Annotated in this window: 16 protein-coding genes; 8 read left to right on the top strand and 8 right to left on the bottom strand. The window is 36.5% G+C overall.

Annotated features, from left to right (window positions below):
* Window positions 1-324 precede the first annotated feature (324 nt).
* Window positions 325-1,185, top strand: coding sequence for a sigma-70 family RNA polymerase sigma factor (locus tag HQN83_RS22220; RefSeq protein ID WP_008242129.1), 861 nt, complete (start codon window positions 325-327; stop codon window positions 1,183-1,185).
* 177 nt (window positions 1,186-1,362) lie between these two features.
* The gene (locus tag HQN83_RS22225) at window positions 1,363-2,805 is read left to right on the top strand and encodes a glyceraldehyde-3-phosphate dehydrogenase (RefSeq protein WP_173093475.1); all 1,443 of its coding nucleotides are present in this window, start codon (window positions 1,363-1,365) and stop codon (window positions 2,803-2,805) included.
* Here the strand turns inward: HQN83_RS22225 and HQN83_RS22230 are convergent.
* Window positions 2,802-3,068: a hypothetical protein gene (locus HQN83_RS22230; protein WP_173093476.1), complete on the bottom strand. Its 267-nt coding sequence runs from the start codon at window positions 3,066-3,068 to the stop codon at window positions 2,802-2,804. The two genes, HQN83_RS22225 and HQN83_RS22230, sit on opposite strands and share 4 nt — an antisense overlap.
* Before the next feature lie 154 nt (window positions 3,069-3,222).
* Between HQN83_RS22230 and HQN83_RS22235 the strand changes: the two genes are divergently transcribed.
* Entirely contained in the window at window positions 3,223-4,155 is a 933-nt protein-coding gene (locus HQN83_RS22235) for a M20/M25/M40 family metallo-hydrolase (RefSeq protein WP_173093478.1), read from the top strand.
* A gap of 4 nt (window positions 4,156-4,159) precedes the next feature.
* Here HQN83_RS22235 and HQN83_RS22240 read toward each other — a convergent pair whose 3' ends face one another.
* The 4 genes from HQN83_RS22240 to HQN83_RS22255 are packed head-to-tail and all read right to left on the bottom strand — an operon-like array spanning window position 4,160 to window position 7,379.
* Window positions 4,160-5,734: a S41 family peptidase gene (locus HQN83_RS22240; RefSeq protein ID WP_173093480.1), complete on the bottom strand. Its 1,575-nt coding sequence runs from the start codon at window positions 5,732-5,734 to the stop codon at window positions 4,160-4,162.
* A gap of 47 nt (window positions 5,735-5,781) precedes the next feature.
* Window positions 5,782-6,396 carry an HAD family hydrolase gene (locus tag HQN83_RS22245; protein WP_173093482.1) on the bottom strand — a complete coding sequence of 205 codons (615 nt, stop codon included), beginning with the start codon at window positions 6,394-6,396 and terminating at the stop codon, window positions 5,782-5,784.
* Window positions 6,396-6,725 carry an ATP-grasp domain-containing protein gene (locus tag HQN83_RS22250; protein WP_173093484.1) on the bottom strand — a complete coding sequence of 110 codons (330 nt, stop codon included), beginning with the start codon at window positions 6,723-6,725 and terminating at the stop codon, window positions 6,396-6,398. Before HQN83_RS22250 ends, HQN83_RS22245 begins: the two co-directional genes overlap by 1 nt.
* Window positions 6,726-6,728: 3 nt before the next feature.
* Window positions 6,729-7,379, bottom strand: coding sequence for an ABC transporter ATP-binding protein (locus HQN83_RS22255; protein WP_173093486.1), 651 nt, complete (start codon window positions 7,377-7,379; stop codon window positions 6,729-6,731).
* Between the two features lie 555 nt (window positions 7,380-7,934).
* Between HQN83_RS22255 and HQN83_RS22260 the strand changes: the two genes are divergently transcribed.
* From HQN83_RS22260 to asnS, 3 genes are all read left to right on the top strand, one after another.
* Complete coding sequence (locus tag HQN83_RS22260; protein ID WP_173093488.1) at window positions 7,935-8,690, top strand: ferritin-like domain-containing protein; 756 nt, start codon at window positions 7,935-7,937, stop codon at window positions 8,688-8,690.
* A 40-nt stretch (window positions 8,691-8,730) separates the two neighbouring features.
* Entirely contained in the window at window positions 8,731-9,921 is a 1,191-nt protein-coding gene (sucC, locus tag HQN83_RS22265; RefSeq protein WP_173093525.1) for an ADP-forming succinate--CoA ligase subunit beta, read from the top strand.
* A 581-nt stretch (window positions 9,922-10,502) separates the two neighbouring features.
* Complete coding sequence (asnS, locus tag HQN83_RS22270; RefSeq protein WP_217277450.1) at window positions 10,503-11,951, top strand: asparagine--tRNA ligase; 1,449 nt, start codon at window positions 10,503-10,505, stop codon at window positions 11,949-11,951.
* Window positions 11,952-12,123: 172 nt separating this feature from the next.
* Here asnS and HQN83_RS22275 read toward each other — a convergent pair whose 3' ends face one another.
* Window positions 12,124-13,788 carry an FMN-binding glutamate synthase family protein gene (locus tag HQN83_RS22275; RefSeq protein ID WP_173093490.1) on the bottom strand — a complete coding sequence of 555 codons (1,665 nt, stop codon included), beginning with the start codon at window positions 13,786-13,788 and terminating at the stop codon, window positions 12,124-12,126.
* A gap of 76 nt (window positions 13,789-13,864) precedes the next feature.
* Between HQN83_RS22275 and HQN83_RS22280 the strand changes: the two genes are divergently transcribed.
* Both HQN83_RS22280 and nhaA read left to right on the top strand, forming a co-directional pair.
* Window positions 13,865-14,485: an L-threonylcarbamoyladenylate synthase gene (locus tag HQN83_RS22280; RefSeq protein ID WP_108203691.1), complete on the top strand. Its 621-nt coding sequence runs from the start codon at window positions 13,865-13,867 to the stop codon at window positions 14,483-14,485.
* On the top strand, window positions 14,485-15,666 hold the full coding sequence (gene nhaA, locus HQN83_RS22285) for a Na+/H+ antiporter NhaA (RefSeq protein WP_173093492.1): 1,182 nt from the start codon (window positions 14,485-14,487) through the stop codon (window positions 15,664-15,666). The genes HQN83_RS22280 and nhaA overlap by 1 nt, the downstream gene beginning before the upstream one ends.
* Here nhaA and trpA read toward each other — a convergent pair.
* Window positions 15,656-16,423: a tryptophan synthase subunit alpha gene (trpA, locus tag HQN83_RS22290; RefSeq protein ID WP_173093493.1), complete on the bottom strand. Its 768-nt coding sequence runs from the start codon at window positions 16,421-16,423 to the stop codon at window positions 15,656-15,658. The genes nhaA and trpA overlap by 11 nt on opposite strands.
* 3 nt (window positions 16,424-16,426) lie before the next feature.
* Window positions 16,427-17,608: a tryptophan synthase subunit beta gene (gene trpB, locus HQN83_RS22295; protein WP_173093495.1), complete on the bottom strand. Its 1,182-nt coding sequence runs from the start codon at window positions 17,606-17,608 to the stop codon at window positions 16,427-16,429.
* Between the last annotated feature and the right edge of the window lie 28 nt (window positions 17,609-17,636).

The raw sequence follows: 17,636 nt of genomic DNA on the forward strand, positions 1-17,636 counted from the left end.
TGTTCACTATTTTCCCCAATTTTGAGATTGCTTACACATGTTTATTTTCCTGACATGAGCAAGACAAACTTTTATTTTGGCAAAAGTTAATCTATATTATTATTAATTTACAAAGAATAAATATTGTAAATCAATAATAGTATTATGTTTTACAATATAACGATATTAATACTGACAAAAGTATTTTGGAATAATTTTTGCTGATAAATTATTGTATAATTAATACGTGTAAAGTGTAACGTTTTCAGTAATTTATGTTTTCTAATTGGCTTAAAATTCTTACTTTTGCACGTTCAAACACATAAAGGGTACCAAAGCATATAAATGAGACAACTCAAAATCACGCAATCGATTACCAATCGCGAAAGTCAATCTCTAGACAAATACCTTCACGAAATTGGTAAAGTGGATTTAATTACCGCGGAAGAAGAAGTAATATTAGCAAGAAAAATACGTGAGGGCGATCAGGCGGCGTTAGAACGTCTAACTAAAACCAATTTGCGCTTCGTGGTTTCTGTAGCAAAACAATATCAGAACCAAGGTTTAACTTTAGGAGATTTAATTAACGAAGGAAACTTAGGGTTAATTAAGGCTGCTAAGCGTTTTGATGAAACAAAAGGTTTTAAGTTTATTTCGTATGCTGTTTGGTGGATTCGTCAATCTATTCTACAAGCAATCGCAGAACAGAGTCGTATTGTTCGTTTACCGCTTAACCAGGTTGGATCTTTAAGCAAAATCAGTAAAGCATTTTCAAAATTAGAACAAGAATATGAGCGTGAGCCTTCTCCGGAAGAATTGGCAGATATTCTGGAAACAACTGTTGATAAAATTTCTGACACTTTAAGTAATTCAGGAAGACACGTATCGATGGATGCTCCATTTGTTCAGGGTGAAGAAAATACATTACTAGATGTACTTGAAAACCATGAGCCAAATACTGACAGTAGCCTTATCAACGAATCTCTTTCAGAAGAGATCAAAAGGTCATTGTCTACTTTGACAGAAAGAGAACGTGAAATCATTGTCCTATTCTTCGGATTAAGTACAAATCATCCTCTATCTCTTGAAGAAATAGGTGAGAAATTCAATTTGACTCGCGAGCGTGTACGTCAGATTAAAGATAAAGCACTGCAACGTTTACGTCATACCTCAAGAAGCAAGATCTTAAAATCTTACTTGGGATAATAAGTTAAATTGCAAAAAGGCGCAAAATAAAGCAACCGTCATCCTGAATTTATTTCAGGACCTCGCAAGAGAAAGACAGCCTACTTGTAAAAAAGCATAAGAAATATATAAAGTAAAAAGATTGGGCGAATGCCCGATCTTTTTTACTTTTATGGCATTCTAACCAAATTTCATAACATGCTAAATAAGTACCAATCTGAATTCCAAAGCTGGATTGAAAAGGAAAAAAAAGCAATTCAATTAATCAATATCGTTGGACAATTATGGTTCGACAAATCAATTGAACTGGTGCTATTTAGAAAGCCCTTATTTGATGTAAGTAGCAGCGAGATACTCTCCTACCATCAGTACGCCAAGGAAGTAAGTGGTAAAGACATCAGCATTTATGAAACACTAGAATTAGCTACTACAATAGCAAACAGCAACCTCGCCCCTTCTCGCATTGACATAGGAAGATTAGCCAGCGAATGGCTTGATGACAACAACACTCCTATTCAGGACTTTATAATCAGTAAGCTAAGCAAACATATCGGCAAAGACAAGATTACCTTAACACCTAAAGATGTAGTGTTATTTGGTTTTGGTCGTATCGGTCGTATTGCGGCCCGAGAATTAGTTTTACAGGCCGGTAAAGGAGAACAACTACGATTGCGTGCAATTGTAACCAGAAGCAACGGCGATGAAGAACTTATTAAGAGAGCTGAGTTGTTGCGCACAGATTCTGTTCATGGCCCTTTTAATGGTACCATCACCGAAGATTTTGAAAACCACGCACTAATTATAAACGGGCAAACCATTTATTTTATTGAAGCGGAACAGCCAGAAGATATTGATTATACAGTATATGGCATTCAAGATGCCTTACTAATAGACAATACAGGAATGTTTAGGGAGCGGGAAGGCTTAAGCAAGCATTTACAGGCAAAAGGAATAACCAAGGTGCTATTAACTGCTCCAGCCAAAGGCGATGTACTAAACATAGTAACCGGTGTAAATGACGCAGGCATTGACTTTAACAATGAGCGTATCCTTTCTAATGCATCTTGCACGACAAATGCTATAGTTCCGGTATTGAAATTAATTGATGATGCCTTTGGTGTTGAAAAAGGACATATAGAAACTATACACTCTTATACAAACGACCAAAACCTTCTGGATAATTACCACAAGAAATACCGAAGAGGACGGGCTGCAGCATTGAACATGGTTATCACAGAAACAGGCGCGGATAGGGCAATCGCCAAAGTGCTCCCTCATTTAGGCGGCAAATTGACAGGAAATGCAGTGCGCGTTCCTACGCCAAATGTATCTTTGGCCATATTAAACTTGTCGCTTAACAAAGTATCATCCAAAGAAGAGATTAGCGAAATACTAAGGCAAGCATCTCTTTTTGGCGACTTATCCGAACAAGTCGAATATTCAATCTCCAATGAACTGGTAAGCACAGACCTGATTGGCAATAGTCATTCGGCCATTATAGATGGGCCAGCCACAATAATGGCCAAAGACAATAAATCGGTAGTAATATATGTATGGTACGACAATGAATATGGCTACACCAGACAAGTTATCCGCCTCGCCAAAAAAGTTTCAGGCGTTGTTAGGCTAACCTATTACTAAAAATCTATATCAATAAGACTACTTAATGGAATATGAATCCCATTTTTTAACTGAAGGTAAGTATCTGTAACTGACCAAACTGTAGTATTAACCGTTTTTGGTCCTTCTGTAGTGTTAAACGTAATATCTGCTTTTGATTTAAATTCATTTCCCAATCGTTGTGCAGAGTTTAATTTATCCCTTAATTCTTCTGTGTGATTCTGATCGGCTGAAACGATTTTACTAATATCTATTGATTCTTTTTCTATTAATTCCCCTAACATAGTATAATGGCTTATTCTTACTTAAATATGCATTTATTCTATTTAAATAACAATAGACCACGAAAAGAGTTATAAAAGAATCACATATTCCATCAGTTTTATTACAAAGTCATGATATGTTCTATATCTTTACTCATAGAACTAATTTAACAAAATGAGATTGTACCTTTTAATATCACTTGGCTTTATATTGAGCTGTAGTTCTGTAAAAAAAACGGATGCACAAATTGGCAATCAACTACTTAAGGATGTAGAGGTATTATCTTCTGATGCTTATGAAGGAAGAAAAACAGGAACCAAAGGGGCTGAAATGGCGCGCACCTATATTGAATCTCGCTTTAAAGAAATCGGTATAAAAACTTTACCTTCTCTTGCGAACTATGAAATCCCTTTTACTTTTAAAGACAGCAAAGGAGTAACAATACAAGGCAAAAACCTAATTGCTTATGTTGAAGGAAAAACTGAAAACGCTATAGTTATATCTGCCCATTACGACCATATTGGAATCATTAATAATGAAATTTATAATGGAGCTGACGACAATGCTTCGGGAGTAGCTGCTTTACTTAAAATTGCAGCTTACTATGCAAAGAACAAACCAGATCATACCTTAATTTTTGCAGCCTTTGATGCAGAAGAAATGGGGTTAAGAGGATCGCAAGCTTTTGTAGAAAACTCCCCTATCTCTATTGACAGAATCAAGCTAAACATTAATATGGACATGGTTAGTCACAATGACAAGGGAGAGCTTTATGCTTGTGGCACATTCAAGTATCCTCAATTAAAGCCATATGTTTTCAGTGAGAATACCAAAATAAAGATCCGGTTAGGTCATGATGACCCTAAATTAGGCAGCAATGACTGGACGAATCAAAGTGATCATTCAGCTTTCAACAAAAAAGACATTCCATTTATTTATTTTGGAGTGGAGGATCACAAAGATTACCATAAAGCTACTGATGAATTTAAAAACATCAATACTCCCTTTTTTATTAATGCAAGTGACGCTATTCTTGAAATAACGAAAAGGTTAGACAACAAGCTTTACTTAAAAGCTATAATAAAGGAGAAGAAAACAATTGATTAATCTGTTATTTTCTATTCTCAATCATCCCTACAAACTCACCACCAGATCTGTTTCCAATTGCTTGTAAACGCGTTGAGGTAGATCTATTTGCAGTTGCAGATACTTTTGCCTGACCAGTAACCGTAACGTTGGGGGCTAAAAGATTAATGGCCACGGCGGTACAATCGTCTTTAGCATTACCGAAGTCATACATCTTATCATCTGCTGCAAACTCATAACCTTTCATATTAGGAATCATTCCGGTATAATAACCACCTTCATCCTTAGAGTTTCTAGTTTCAAACATTGAAAGGTAAACGTCATATTTATTCTCCAATGTTATAGGGAAGAAACCAATCGGCTTTCCATAAGTGGTTTCTCCAACCAATTTTACAGTAATTATTGGCTTAAGGCTATTTATTACCAACTCACTAGCAGAAGCTGTGTTTTTGGATACAATAAACACAACATTTTTTATTCCACTTAAATTACCCTTCTTTTGAAATGTAGTTGTATTACCACTTATAGTATAATCGTCATCAAAAAGCGTCCCTATCACTGCCCCTCCAGTACTAAGAAGTGGCTGATTCTTCAAAATTGTAGCCTTTTTATTCTGCATAGTTGAGTTATAGTGCTCTGTAAACATTACCCCCGAAGTTCCCGAAGGAGCTATAAGGTTAACCATATGCTCTGCTGTACTAATATAACCACCACCATTATACCGTAAATCAACAATAAGGTCTGTTACTCCTTTAGTGGCAAAATCATTGAAAGCAGTAGTTAACACAGTTTCTGAATTCTCTTTATTTGAGAATCTTGCGTAAGCCAAATACCCTATTTTTTTATCACCGGCTGTAAAAACAGTAGTTTTATATATAGGATTACTCTTATAAACCATCTTATTAAGAGTTTTGGTAGTACTTACTCCAGCTTTTAACAATTTAAGGGTCACAGATGCCCCTTCAAGTGCATTTTCAACCTGAATTACATCCGAAGAAAAATTTGTTCCATATTTAACACCATTCACCTCTTGAACTTGATCACCCCTGGCAATACCGGCTTCCGCAGCTGGCGAATTCGGGTAAACAGCCGTCACGTAAATTGAATAATCAGAATCACTATTACCAAAATATCCAAACCTCAACCCCACATCATTCCCATTCCCATCCAGATCAACCGATAGTGTGGTATTTGGAATACTTGCAGTAGGATTCTTGTCTGCCTGATCAAAAATATAAGAGTATTTAGGGTAAGGTTTATCAGTTAAATAATCCTGAGAATTTGAAGATTTAACCAGATTATACAAGTTCGTTTCGTACTTAACTAAATCCGTTCCACTAGTTGTACTATATTGCCTTGGATTAAACGCATCATAAGTAGGCAAAGCTGTATTCCAAAAATAAATTTCCTTAGCATACAGGAATAAAGAATCATTAGTTAAATCTGTCCTGTTAGTAGTTGGAGTTTGTTTGGTATTTTCCTTAACCTCAGGTTCAGGTTGTGGCTCCGGGTTAGTTTTGTTCTTCTTACAAGCGCCAAACAAAACGCTCATTACCAACACCGAACCAATTACATATCTTTTTAAGAGGCTATTTTTCATCAATATAGTTTTAGGCACCAACACCCGGTCCGGAGGTATAAACGGAATTAAGTTAACAATAGTTTATCAACATTCAAATATTCTATCCCTGCATTTGCTGCACATTCCTCATCTGATTTCACTTTACCTATCAATAACAGATCTTCCTTTTTTAGGTCATGCTTTTCCAAAACCTCCTGAATCCCATCAACAGCAGGCTTAGGAGCTGTTTCGGCAGCAAAATAAACAGTAAGGCAGCTTTCTAATCCATGCCATTCCATCTGCTTAATCTTATTAAGCTGCATGATAGGATCCCCATTGGTAAATATAAATATCTGCTTACGTTCAACAGTTATCTCCTGCAAAAAGTTTAACATTTCGTTAAACATCAATAACTTTAATGGCAAGCGTGCACTAAGAAAAAGTAAATCAAAATTCACTTTATACTTTAACGGTATGTTAAACTGTTCAGCAGTTTTTTCAAAAATACCTTCACTACCGCTTGAGGCGTAAGTAAGCTGCATGCTTTTAACAATCTCCTCAGCACTTATTTGTTCGGCATACTCAATAAATTGGGCAAATAAATAGTAAACCTGCAATAAATAGTCCTTTTGCGGATACAGAACGTCGTCAATCTCAAAAACAAAGGCTTTCTTATCTTTTATATACTGTTCAAATGCCATTAAATATTTGTTAAATGGATAATTTGGTCATTTTCGGGCATTAACACCTGAATATTAAATTCCTCAAAAAGCACTTTAGACTTTGCGATATCGGCTATCTCAAATTCATGTAGAGGCAAAACCGCATCTACACCTTCATTAAGACAATGATTTAGCAAATTGTGAGCTATAATCTCATCATTTCTCTCTCCTAGAGAAATGAAATAATATCTAGCTGAAGGAATAGAAGGCATATCGCCGTAATCAGCCAGTACAATATTATCATCTGCAAAAGTTTTAACCAGTTTTAGCGACTGAGCAGACTTCCCCCCTGTTATTAGTATTTTCAAAACTTAAATTATTAAACCGTCTTTCATAGTAACTACCCTATCACTAATTTTTGCTAATCCTTCATTATGTGTAACGATAACAAATGTCTGTTTAAAATTATCTCTTAGGGTAATAAAAAATTGATGTAATGCACTCGCATTTGCTGAATCAAGATTGCCGGAAGGCTCATCAGCAAGAATAATTGCAGGGTTATTTATTAACGCCCTGGCCACTGCAATACGCTGTTGCTCGCCTCCTGATAGCTCAGTTGGCTTATGATCTGCCCTATCCTTTAAACCTAAAAGATCTAAAAGCTCTGTTGCCCTTGATGTTGCTTGCTTTGTTGGCACTTTAGCTATAAATGCAGGTATGCAAATATTCTCTAAAGCAGTAAACTCAGGTAAAAGATGATGAAACTGGAAAACGAAGCCTATATTTTTATTTCTAAAAACACTTAACAATTCGCCAGATAGTTTATTGACTTTAGATCCGTTAAGTTCCACAGTACCCTCATCAGGTTTATCTAATGTACCTAATATATGAAGCAAAGTACTTTTACCAGCACCTGAAGCACCTATAATACTTACAATCTCACCTTTTTGAACCTCAAAATCTACCCCTTTTAAAATGGGTAAGTTCCCATACGCTTTTTTTATCCCTGTGGCTTTTAGCATAAATGCAAACTTACAAAAACATAACACAAGGTTAAACAAATATACAATAACAAATAATACCAACTTTTTCTTGCAAGTTCAGATTTAACAATTAACTTTGAAACACAAAGTACTTTTAATACAAGCAACCAAAATGAATAATTAAGAAGATGTAAGGTCTTTATTTTTTTACTCAATCACTTTGAAACGCAAAGAACTTTTAAAAAAACATCAATCAATGGAAACAACGTCAATTAATCAAATTACGATAATCGGTAAAGTATGCACCAAGTATTCATTTATTATCGGATCAACACTATTCCTATCCTATTGGATAACAAGCTTTAGCCCTTTAATTACAATTGGGTTAGTATATATTACCCTCGCTCTGCTTATCAACTCCATTGTCTTTCTTAGTCTACTGACTATGGCAATCCTTTACTCCCAGCATTTTCTTCAACTCTTAAAGACTGCCGGCATCATGTTGTTTAATCTTCCCGTAGCTTTTGGGTATTTTCTAATACTTACAGAATCACCACTTACCTAACAATAATTTACAACCTTAAAACCTAAGTTATGCACGACTCACTGTATTGGACAAACTACTTTGACCACAACCTTAAAAACCAAAGAATCGATTGGAGCATTAGCCCTAATTTAACTCAGTTAGAAAGAAATAACATATTAAAATCATTACAAGCCTGGCAACTGGGAGAGACATCGGAAGGGATAAATTTGGTAAATGCAGCTACTAAACATGCAAAGAAATTAAACGACCTACTTTATGTAGATGCCATCAAACTGTTTATAAAGGAGGAGCAGAAACATGGCAATAATTTGGGGCGTTATATTGATCTTATTGGTGAACAAAGAATAAAAAAAGACTGGGGAGATAGTCTATTTAGAAAAATTAGGGGCTTAAATACCCATATGGAGTTTTGGACTATAGCTGTAATTACTGTAGAAAGCACGGCTCAAATATTTTATCAATGCCTAAAGGATGCGACCAAATGCAAACTTCTTCAGCAAATATGCACGGATATTCTAATTGATGAAGCAGCTCATATCACTTTTCAAATTGAGAGATTGAGCTTAATATATAGTGATAAGGGACCTTTAATGAGAACTATCACCTATTATTTCTATACAGCTTTCTATTTCTCGACAGCGATGGTGGTTTGGCTCGCTCACAGAAAATTATTTAATGCAGGCCAGGTGCACTTTAGCAATTATTGGCTCAAGATGAAACTAAAGTTTAAAAAGACTATTAAAAAACTTAAACCTGAAAGCGAAAATATAAACATTGAAAATACCTTTAGCCATTTGCTATAAAGCTTTTGAAATTGTAGATTTGGACAAATTTTTTCAGCAAATGAATATCCACGAATATCAAGGTAAAGAAATACTTAAAAGTTTTGGTGTTGCCGTACAAGAAGGCATAGTTGCCGACACGGTTGAGCAGGCTGTAGAAGCTGCTAAAAAAATGAAAACCGACTATAACTCTGACTGGGTTGTAATTAAGGCTCAGATTCACGCAGGTGGAAGAGGTAAAGGTGGTGGTGTTAAACTAGCCAAAAACCTTGATGAGGTTAAAGAAAGAGCTACCGCTATTTTAGGCATGCAATTAGTAACCCCACAAACAGGCCCTGAGGGTAAAAAGGTTAATAAAATTCTTGTTGCACAAGATGTTTACTATCCTGGAGCTTCTGAAACTAAAGAGTTTTATGTGAGTGTTCTTTTAAACCGTGCAAACGGAAGAAACATCATTATGTATTCTACCGAAGGTGGAATGGATATCGAAGAAGTTGCTGAGCATACACCACACTTAATCTTCAAAGAAGAAATTGATCCTAAAGTTGGTTTACAAGGATTCCAAGCTCGTAAAATAGCTTTCAATCTTGGCTTAAGCGGTCAGGCCTTCAAAGAGATGGTAAAATTCGTTTCTGCACTTTACAAAGCTTACGACAGTACTGATTCTGCAATGTTTGAGATCAATCCTGTTCTTAAAACATCTGACGATAAAATCATTGCTGTTGATGCTAAGGTAGATCTAGATGAGAATGCGTTATTCCGTCATCCTGATTACGCTGCAATGCGTGATAAATTAGAAGAAGATCCTACTGATGTTGAAGCAAGCGAATCAAACCTTAACTATGTTAAACTTGACGGAAACGTAGGTTGTATGGTTAACGGAGCTGGTTTAGCAATGGCAACTATGGATATTATCAAAATTGCAGGTGGAGAACCAGCTAACTTCTTAGACGTTGGTGGAACTGCAAATGCACAAACAGTTAAAGCTGGTTTTAACATTATCCTTAAGGATCCTAATGTAAAAGCAATTTTAATTAACATTTTTGGTGGTATTGTACGTTGTGACCGTGTTGCTCAAGGTGTTATTGATGCTTACAAAGAAATTGGAGATGTTCCAGTTCCTATCATTTGCCGCCTTCAAGGTACAAACGCTGTTGAAGCTAAGAAATTGATAGATGACTCAGGATTGAAAGTTTTCTCTGCTATCGCATTAAAAGATGCAGCTGACTTAGTTACTAAAGTATTAGCGTAAACTACAGCTATTCAAAATAAATCTTTATTAAAGATTAAAGCCAATTGTTAACTCAATTGGCTTTTTTTTATTTACAAAAAAATTAAACAGAGCTCATTTCTGTTTAAAAACACACAAAACAAATTAAATATCACTTTTAAAATAAGAAGAGGCATACAACCATCCAGTTGTATGCCTCTCTAACCAAATATAAATTAAACGAGCATTACAAATATAGAGTTTTAAATTAAAAAACAATACAAAATTCAAATATTTAACTATAAAAATCAAAATAAACACAAAAACCAAACACAAAACCAATAAAAACAACAAAAAACTCACATAAACTACACTAAAAATAAAAACAAAAACACATAAAATCAAAAAACACCCGCAAAAACAACTAAAACAAAAATAAAAACACTTAAAAACAAAACAATACAAACAAAAAACAACACAAAAACAAATATATAGCACACAAAACCAACAATCACTTAAAATACATCTAAATTCGAACCATAACCTTTTTAATTCTTCTCTAAAATATTCCCTCTCATTTATTAAAGGAAATCCTTATTTTTGACGCTCTCCACAAGAAAATCATGATTAAAAGAGAAAAAGTAAAAAGTTTGTTAAGCACAAACGAATTCGACAGAGAAGTTACAGTTATGGGATGGGTGCGAACATTTCGCAACAACCAGTTTATTGCAATAAATGATGGCTCCTGCCTTGGAAACATCCAAATCGTAGTTGATTTTAATAATACTCCCGAAGAACTTTTAAAACGTATTACTACAGGAGCTGCAATTTCTGTTAAAGGAACAATTGTAGAATCATTAGGAAAAGGTCAGAGAGTTGATATTAAAGCAGAAACCATTGAAATACTAGGCGATAGTGATCCTGAAAAATTCCCTCTTCAACCAAAAAAACATAGCTTGGAGTTCCTACGTGAAATCGCTCACTTGCGTTTCCGTACTAATACTTTCAATGCTGTATTTAAATTACGTCATGCATTAGCTTTTGCTATCCATCAATTCTATAACGAAAGAGGTTTTGTATACATGCACACTCCCGTTATTACAGCTTCAGATGCAGAAGGTGCCGGTGAAATGTTTAAAGTTACAACCCTTGATTTCGATAACACTCCTCGCACTGAGGATGGTAAAGTAGATTTCTCACAGGATTTCTTTGCCCGCGCAACCAACTTAACCGTTTCTGGTCAGTTAGAAGGTGAGCTTGCAGCTATGGCTTTTGGACAGATCTATACATTTGGCCCTACTTTTAGAGCAGAAAACTCAAACACAACGCGTCACCTTGCTGAGTTTTGGATGGTTGAGCCTGAGGTTGCTTTCGCGGATCTAGATGACAACATGCAACTTGCAGAAGACATGTTAAAATATGTGATCAGCTATGCGCTTGAGCATTGCAAAGAAGAGATTGATTTCTTAAACAATCGTTTACTTGAAGAAGAGAAAACAAAACCTCAGAATGAGCGTAGTGAGCTATCTTTAATAGAAAAGCTAAACTTCTGTTTAAATAATGATTTTGAGCGTTTAACATACACAGAAGCTATTGCAATATTAAAGTCTTCTAAACCAAATCAGAAAAAGCAGTTTAAATACCTTATTGATGAATGGGGAGCAGATTTACAATCAGAGCACGAGCGTTTCCTTGTTGAAAAGCACTTTAAAAAACCTGTTATCTTAACAGATTATCCTGCTGACATTAAATCTTTCTACATGCGTCAAAACGAACCTGATGCACAAGGCAGAAAAACAGTTGCTGCTATGGATATCTTGTTTCCAGGCATTGGTGAAATAATTGGTGGTTCTCAAAGAGAAGAACGTCTTGACAGATTAACTCAAAGAATGGAAGCTCTTGACATCCCTCAAGATGAAATGTGGTGGTACCTGGATACCAGACGTTTTGGATCGGCACCTCACTCAGGTTTTGGATTAGGTTTTGAGCGATTGATATTATTTGTAAGCGGAATGACAAATATCAGAGATGTAATTGCTTTCCCTCGTTTCCCTAAAAACGCAGAGTTTTAACGAACTCTGGATCATACAGAAAAGCACTGTTTCACATACGAAACAGTGCTTTTCTATTATACACGCGCCATCCTGAGTTTATCTCAAGACCTCGCACTGGCTAACTCCACTTTCACTTGAGGGATCCTGAAATAAATTCAGGATGACGAAAGATGAAGCTTTACCCATTTCTTTACCTGTTCTGATTTTGATTTAAATCATCAGCAAATGAGTTTGCATGCGTATAATCAACCAACGAAACCTTATAATCAGAAGGCACAAAACTCGTAGATACACTCAATGCCATTCCCAATTCAAATCTTATAGGATAAGGCGACTGCAATAAACTTCCTTCAGGAATATAAGGGAAACTCTCCATATACGACTGCATTACATTCGGCGCAACCCTTCTATTGATATAAGCCCTGGTCAATTGATATGGATGATGTAAACCCGCAGCACCAAGCAACTCCACAGCACTACCAACTGTAAGTTTATGGAAGTTATGCACCCTTACCGTTTTATCCTCCACTACAAGGCCTTTCATCAAACTTGGGTCTTGTGTTGCCACACCAGTAGGACAAGTGTTGCTATTGCACTCTAAAGCCTGTATACAGCCCAATGCAAACATCATTCCCCTGGCTGAGTTACATAAATCAGCACCAAGCGCTATATTTTTTACTAAATCGAATCCTGAAGCCACTTTACCCGATGCAATAATCTTGATGTGCTTTTTTAAATTAAAACCGACCAAAACATCATAAACAAAGGCAACTGCTTCTCTCAATGGCATACCAACTGCATTAGAAAACTCTTGTGGCGAAGCTCCTGTACCACCTTCTCCCCCATCAACAGTAATAAAATCTACATATGTACTTGTTTCCACCATTGCTTTACAAATGGCAAAAAACTCGCTTCTTCTTCCAATACACAACTTAATACCCACTGGCTTACCACCAGAAAGCTCTCTTAGCTTCTTTACAAACCCAACTAACTCTAATGGTGTTTTAAAAGCAGCATGAGCTGGTGGAGAAATTACATCGAATCCCTCCTTTACAAGTCTTATTCTTGCGATTTCCGGAGTAACCTTTTTAGCTGGCAATATACCGCCGTGCCCTGGTTTAGCGCCTTGAGATAGTTTTATCTCGATCATTTTTACCTGATCTGTACTTGCCCGTTCAGAAAATGCTTCATAATTAAACGTACCATCGTGATGACGGCAACCAAAATAACCTGTACCAATTTGCCAGATTAAATCTCCACCCGGATTAGCATGGTAATCACTTATACCACCTTCACCTGTGTTATGTGCAAAATTACCCAATTTGGCGCCACCGTTTAAAGCCAGAATCGCATTCTGACTTAACGAACCAAAGCTCATTGCAGATATATTATAAATACTTGCAGAATATGGCTTTAAGCAATCAGGCCCACCTACAAGCACACGAGGATCTTCATTCAGCTCGGTATGGCTAATTGCAGAAATACTATGACTTAACCACTCATAACCATTCTCATACACATCTAACTGAGTACCAAATGGAATAGTGTCATTTTCTCTTTTTGCACGCTGGTAAATTAATGAGCGACTAAGTCTGCTAAACGGTTTACCATTGGTATCACTCTCTACAAAATACTGATATACTTTAGGTCGTAAATCTTCCATAAAATACCTCAACCTACCTACCACCGGATAATTCCTAACTATACTGTGTTTTGGCTGATACAGATCATAAATACCCAACAAAACAATTGGTCCGGTAAAAATGAACAACCACCATAAAGGCGGATAAGTAAGGCCCAACATTACAGTAAGTGCCACTAAAAACGCTGCAATTGCGACAAATGCTTTTCTCATATTCCTTAATTTAATAAAAACATGCCAATAGAACAATTATAATCTGATTTCGGATCAATATTTTGTAAATTTACATATGCTTATTAAAATCTATCCTGAAAACCCAAATCCCAAGGCGATTGAGCAAGTTGTTGAAGTATTGAAAAAGGGAGGTATAATCATCTATCCAACCGATACCGTTTACGGATTGGGTTGCGATATTACCAATCATAAAGCCATTGAGAAAATCTGTCGTTTAAGAGGTATCAAACCCGAAAAGGCTAATTTCTCATTTATCTGCTCAGATTTAAGGCATATCTCTGATTATATAAAACCTATTGACACCACAACATTCAGGGTATTAAAAAAGGCACTACCAGGACCGTTTACATTTATATTTAATGCAAACGGAAATGTTCCAAAGCTTTTAAGCTCCAATAAAAAAACTGTAGGTATAAGGGTGCCCGACAATGATATTGCGCGTGAAATTGTTTTACAGCTTGGAAACCCAATTCTCTCTACCTCTATCTACGATGACGACGAGGTAATAGAATACTCAACAGATCCCGAATTGATCCACGAAAAGTATGAAGATACCGTAGATATCGTAATTGATGGTGGATACGGAGATAACGAACCCTCAACAGTTGTAGACTGTACATCGGGAGATTTTGAAATAATCCGTCAAGGAAAAGGAAACCTGGAAACCCACTTATAATGGCTAAACTAATAAACCTACAAGCATTCAAAGACTTTTTACGTTCAGGGCAAATTGGAGGCATACTGCTTATGATATGTGTTGCAATCTCACTATTCATTGCAAACTCAAGCTACAAGGATGCCTTTTCATCCTTTTTGGCTACAGATTTCGGTTTTACATTTGGCTCCGGCTCTTATGTTTTTAGTGTTTCAGCCTGGATAAACGATGCCTTAATGGCCGTATTTTTCCTTTTGGTAGGTTTAGAAATTAAAAGAGAGCTTGTAGAAGGCGAATTGTCATCAATTAAAAAAGCTTCGTTACCAGTGGTGGCTGCCCTTGGTGGTATGCTTGTACCTGCTTTTATCTATTTCATTTTAAATAAAGATACCGTTACTGCATCAGGATGGGGAATCCCGATGGCTACAGATATTGCCTTTGCTCTCGCCATCATATCTATGTTGGGCAAAAGTGTTCCGGCATCTTTAAAGATATTCCTTGCTGCTTTAGCTATAGTCGATGATCTTGGAGCTATACTCGTTATCGCCCTGTTTTACACCAATGAAGTGCATTTTGATTACTTGCTAATGGCAGGTGGTGTACTTGCGCTATTGCTTGTATTTAACTTCTTCAACATTAAACCGCTATTTTTTTACCTGATACCAGGAGTGTTTTTATGGTATTTCATCCACCATTCGGGTATACACGCTACAATTGCAGGGGTACTACTTGCACTTACCATACCAACCAATTCACTCAGCACCGAATCGCCATTAGAAAAGCTAGAACATCTATTAAACGGGCCTGTAAACTATTTTATCATGCCAATATTTGCATTAGCAAACACCAACATCACCTTTCAGAAAGAGATGCTTGGTGGCTTGGTATCGCCTTTGGGATTAGGAATTGTAACCGGACTATTTGTAGGTAAAACAGTAGGTGTTACTGTATTCTCCTGGCTGGCAGTAAAATTTAAATTAGGCACACTCCCCTCACAATCAGGCTGGAAACATATTATTGGCTTAGGTATGTTGGCAGGTATAGGATTTACCATGTCAATATTTATATCACTGCTTTCATTTAGTGATGAAATGCATGTAACCGAAGCAAAATTTGCCATTCTTTGTGCTTCGGTTATTGCAGGATTAGTTGGTTTTGTTTTCCTAAAATCTATTAAGAAAAAAGCACCGGTTACAGCGTAAATTCTTTCATGAACTGTTTAACACTGGCCTGAACATCATCGGCAGATAAACTTTTCACAAAAGCAGTACCTATAATTGCACCATTTGCATATTTACAGGCTTTATCGAAGGTTTCTTTACTACTGATACCAAAACCTATCATTGTTGGGTTATTAAGTTTCATCGAAGCAATCCTAGCAAAATAAGCTTCTGTAGTATCAGATACCTGCAGGTTCTTTCCTGTGGTTGCTGATGATGATATCAAATAAACAAAACCATTGCTTAAACCATCAATTTTACGGATTCTCTCTTCGGAAGTTTGAGGAGTAACTAAAAATATATTGCTCAAATCGTACTTAGCAAACACAGGTGAGTAAAGTTCCTCGTACTCAACCATCGGAAGATCAGGAACGATGCAACCATCAACACCAACTTCTGCGCAAGCTTTACAAAAATTCTCTACACCAAACTGAAGCATTGGGTTTACATACCCCATTAATAAAACTGGGATACTTACTGTTTTACGCAAATCTTTAAGCTGCGCAAACAGTGTTTTCAAATCCATACCATTATCCAGTGCCTGCTTACTGCTAGCCTGAATAACCGGCCCATCAGCAACAGGATCAGAATACGGGAAACCTATTTCTAATAAATCAGCACCTGAACGTTCTAACTCTTCGGCAATTGCCACTGTATCTCCTAAATTAGGATAACCAGCTGTATAATAAATTGATAATATATCTTTCTTTTCCTGAAATAACTTTTTAATTCTATTCATTTCTTATAATCCAAAATATTTCATGTAAGTATCCATATCCTTGTCACCGCGGCCTGATAAGCAAACCACTACATTCTCTCCACCTTTAAAGTTCATTTTTTCCAAATAAGCCAATGCATGCGCACTTTCTATGGCAGGGATAATACCTTCCATTTGAGTAAGCAACAAACCAGCCTGTAAAGACTCATCATCGGTTATAGAAACATACTGACCACGACCAGTTTTAAACAAATGAGCATGCTGAGGGCCAACACCCGGATAATCTAACCCAGCTGATATGGAATGCGGTTCAACAACCTGACCATCTTCAGTTTGCATCAAAATACTTCTACTACCATGCAATACTCCCTCTTTACCTAGTACAGTTGTAGCAGCCGAAAAGCCACTATCAACACCTTTACCGCCAGCTTCAACAGCAATGAGTTTCACTTTTTCATCATCAATAAAATGATAAAACATACCCATTGCATTACTTCCACCACCAACACAAGCCAATACATAATCGGGCTGATCGTTGCCTGTTTGCTCTATAAGTTGCTTTTTAGTCTCTTCAGAAATGATAGATTGAAAAGTAGCAATCATATCAGGATAAGGATGCGGGCCTACAACAGAACCTATAATGTAATGCGTATCCACGGGATTATTGATCCAGTCGCGCATCGCCTCATTGGTAGCATCTTTTAACGTTTTACTTCCAGAAGTTGCAGGGACAACCTTAGCACCCAACATTTTCATTCTGGCAACATTAGGTGCCTGACGCTGAATGTCAACCTCCCCCATATACACCACACATTCCAATCCGCGCAATGCACACACTGTAGCAGTAGCCACACCATGCTGTCCGGCTCCGGTTTCAGCAATGATTCGTTTCTTACCTAGGCGCTCTGCAAGTAATATCTGACCTACGGCATTATTAATCTTATGTGCACCTGTATGATTAAGATCTTCACGTTTCAGAAAAATATTAGCATTGTATTTTTGCGATAAACGTCTAGCTAAATACAATGGCGAGGGTCTGCCAACATAATCCTTAAGTAACTGATGAAATTCCTTTTGAAAATCTTCATCATCAATTATTTTAAGATAATTCTGTCGTAGTTCTTCTACATTTGGATAAAGCATTTCCGGAATATAAGCTCCGCCAAAATCTCCGTAGTATCCTTTTTCATTTACAAAATAGTTCATAGTCTTGTTCTTAAGTCCTTTATTGAGC

Source organism: Pedobacter foliorum, assembly GCF_013266735.1.
GTDB lineage: Bacteria > Bacteroidota > Bacteroidia > Sphingobacteriales > Sphingobacteriaceae > Pedobacter > Pedobacter foliorum.

Excerpts from the sequence above, each read along its gene's own strand:
- HQN83_RS22220 (WP_008242129.1), top strand. The coding sequence starts at position 325 with ATGAGACAACTCAAAATCACGCAATCGATTACCAATCGCGAAAGTCAA.
- HQN83_RS22225 (WP_173093475.1), top strand. The coding sequence starts at position 1,363 with ATGCTAAATAAGTACCAATCTGAATTCCAAAGCTGGATTGAAAAGGAA.
- HQN83_RS22230 (WP_173093476.1), bottom strand. The coding sequence starts at position 3,068 with ATGTTAGGGGAATTAATAGAAAAAGAATCAATAGATATTAGTAAAATC.
- HQN83_RS22235 (WP_173093478.1), top strand. The coding sequence starts at position 3,223 with ATGAGATTGTACCTTTTAATATCACTTGGCTTTATATTGAGCTGTAGT.
- HQN83_RS22240 (WP_173093480.1), bottom strand. The coding sequence starts at position 5,734 with ATGAAAAATAGCCTCTTAAAAAGATATGTAATTGGTTCGGTGTTGGTA.
- HQN83_RS22245 (WP_173093482.1), bottom strand. The coding sequence starts at position 6,396 with ATGGCATTTGAACAGTATATAAAAGATAAGAAAGCCTTTGTTTTTGAG.
- HQN83_RS22255 (WP_173093486.1), bottom strand. The coding sequence starts at position 7,379 with ATGCTAAAAGCCACAGGGATAAAAAAAGCGTATGGGAACTTACCCATT.
- HQN83_RS22260 (WP_173093488.1), top strand. The coding sequence starts at position 7,935 with ATGCACGACTCACTGTATTGGACAAACTACTTTGACCACAACCTTAAA.
- sucC (WP_173093525.1), top strand. The coding sequence starts at position 8,731 with ATGAATATCCACGAATATCAAGGTAAAGAAATACTTAAAAGTTTTGGT.
- asnS (WP_217277450.1), top strand. The coding sequence starts at position 10,503 with ATGATTAAAAGAGAAAAAGTAAAAAGTTTGTTAAGCACAAACGAATTC.
- HQN83_RS22275 (WP_173093490.1), bottom strand. The coding sequence starts at position 13,788 with ATGAGAAAAGCATTTGTCGCAATTGCAGCGTTTTTAGTGGCACTTACT.
- HQN83_RS22280 (WP_108203691.1), top strand. The coding sequence starts at position 13,865 with ATGCTTATTAAAATCTATCCTGAAAACCCAAATCCCAAGGCGATTGAG.
- nhaA (WP_173093492.1), top strand. The coding sequence starts at position 14,485 with ATGGCTAAACTAATAAACCTACAAGCATTCAAAGACTTTTTACGTTCA.
- trpA (WP_173093493.1), bottom strand. The coding sequence starts at position 16,423 with ATGAATAGAATTAAAAAGTTATTTCAGGAAAAGAAAGATATATTATCA.
- trpB (WP_173093495.1), bottom strand. The coding sequence starts at position 17,608 with ATGAACTATTTTGTAAATGAAAAAGGATACTACGGAGATTTTGGCGGA.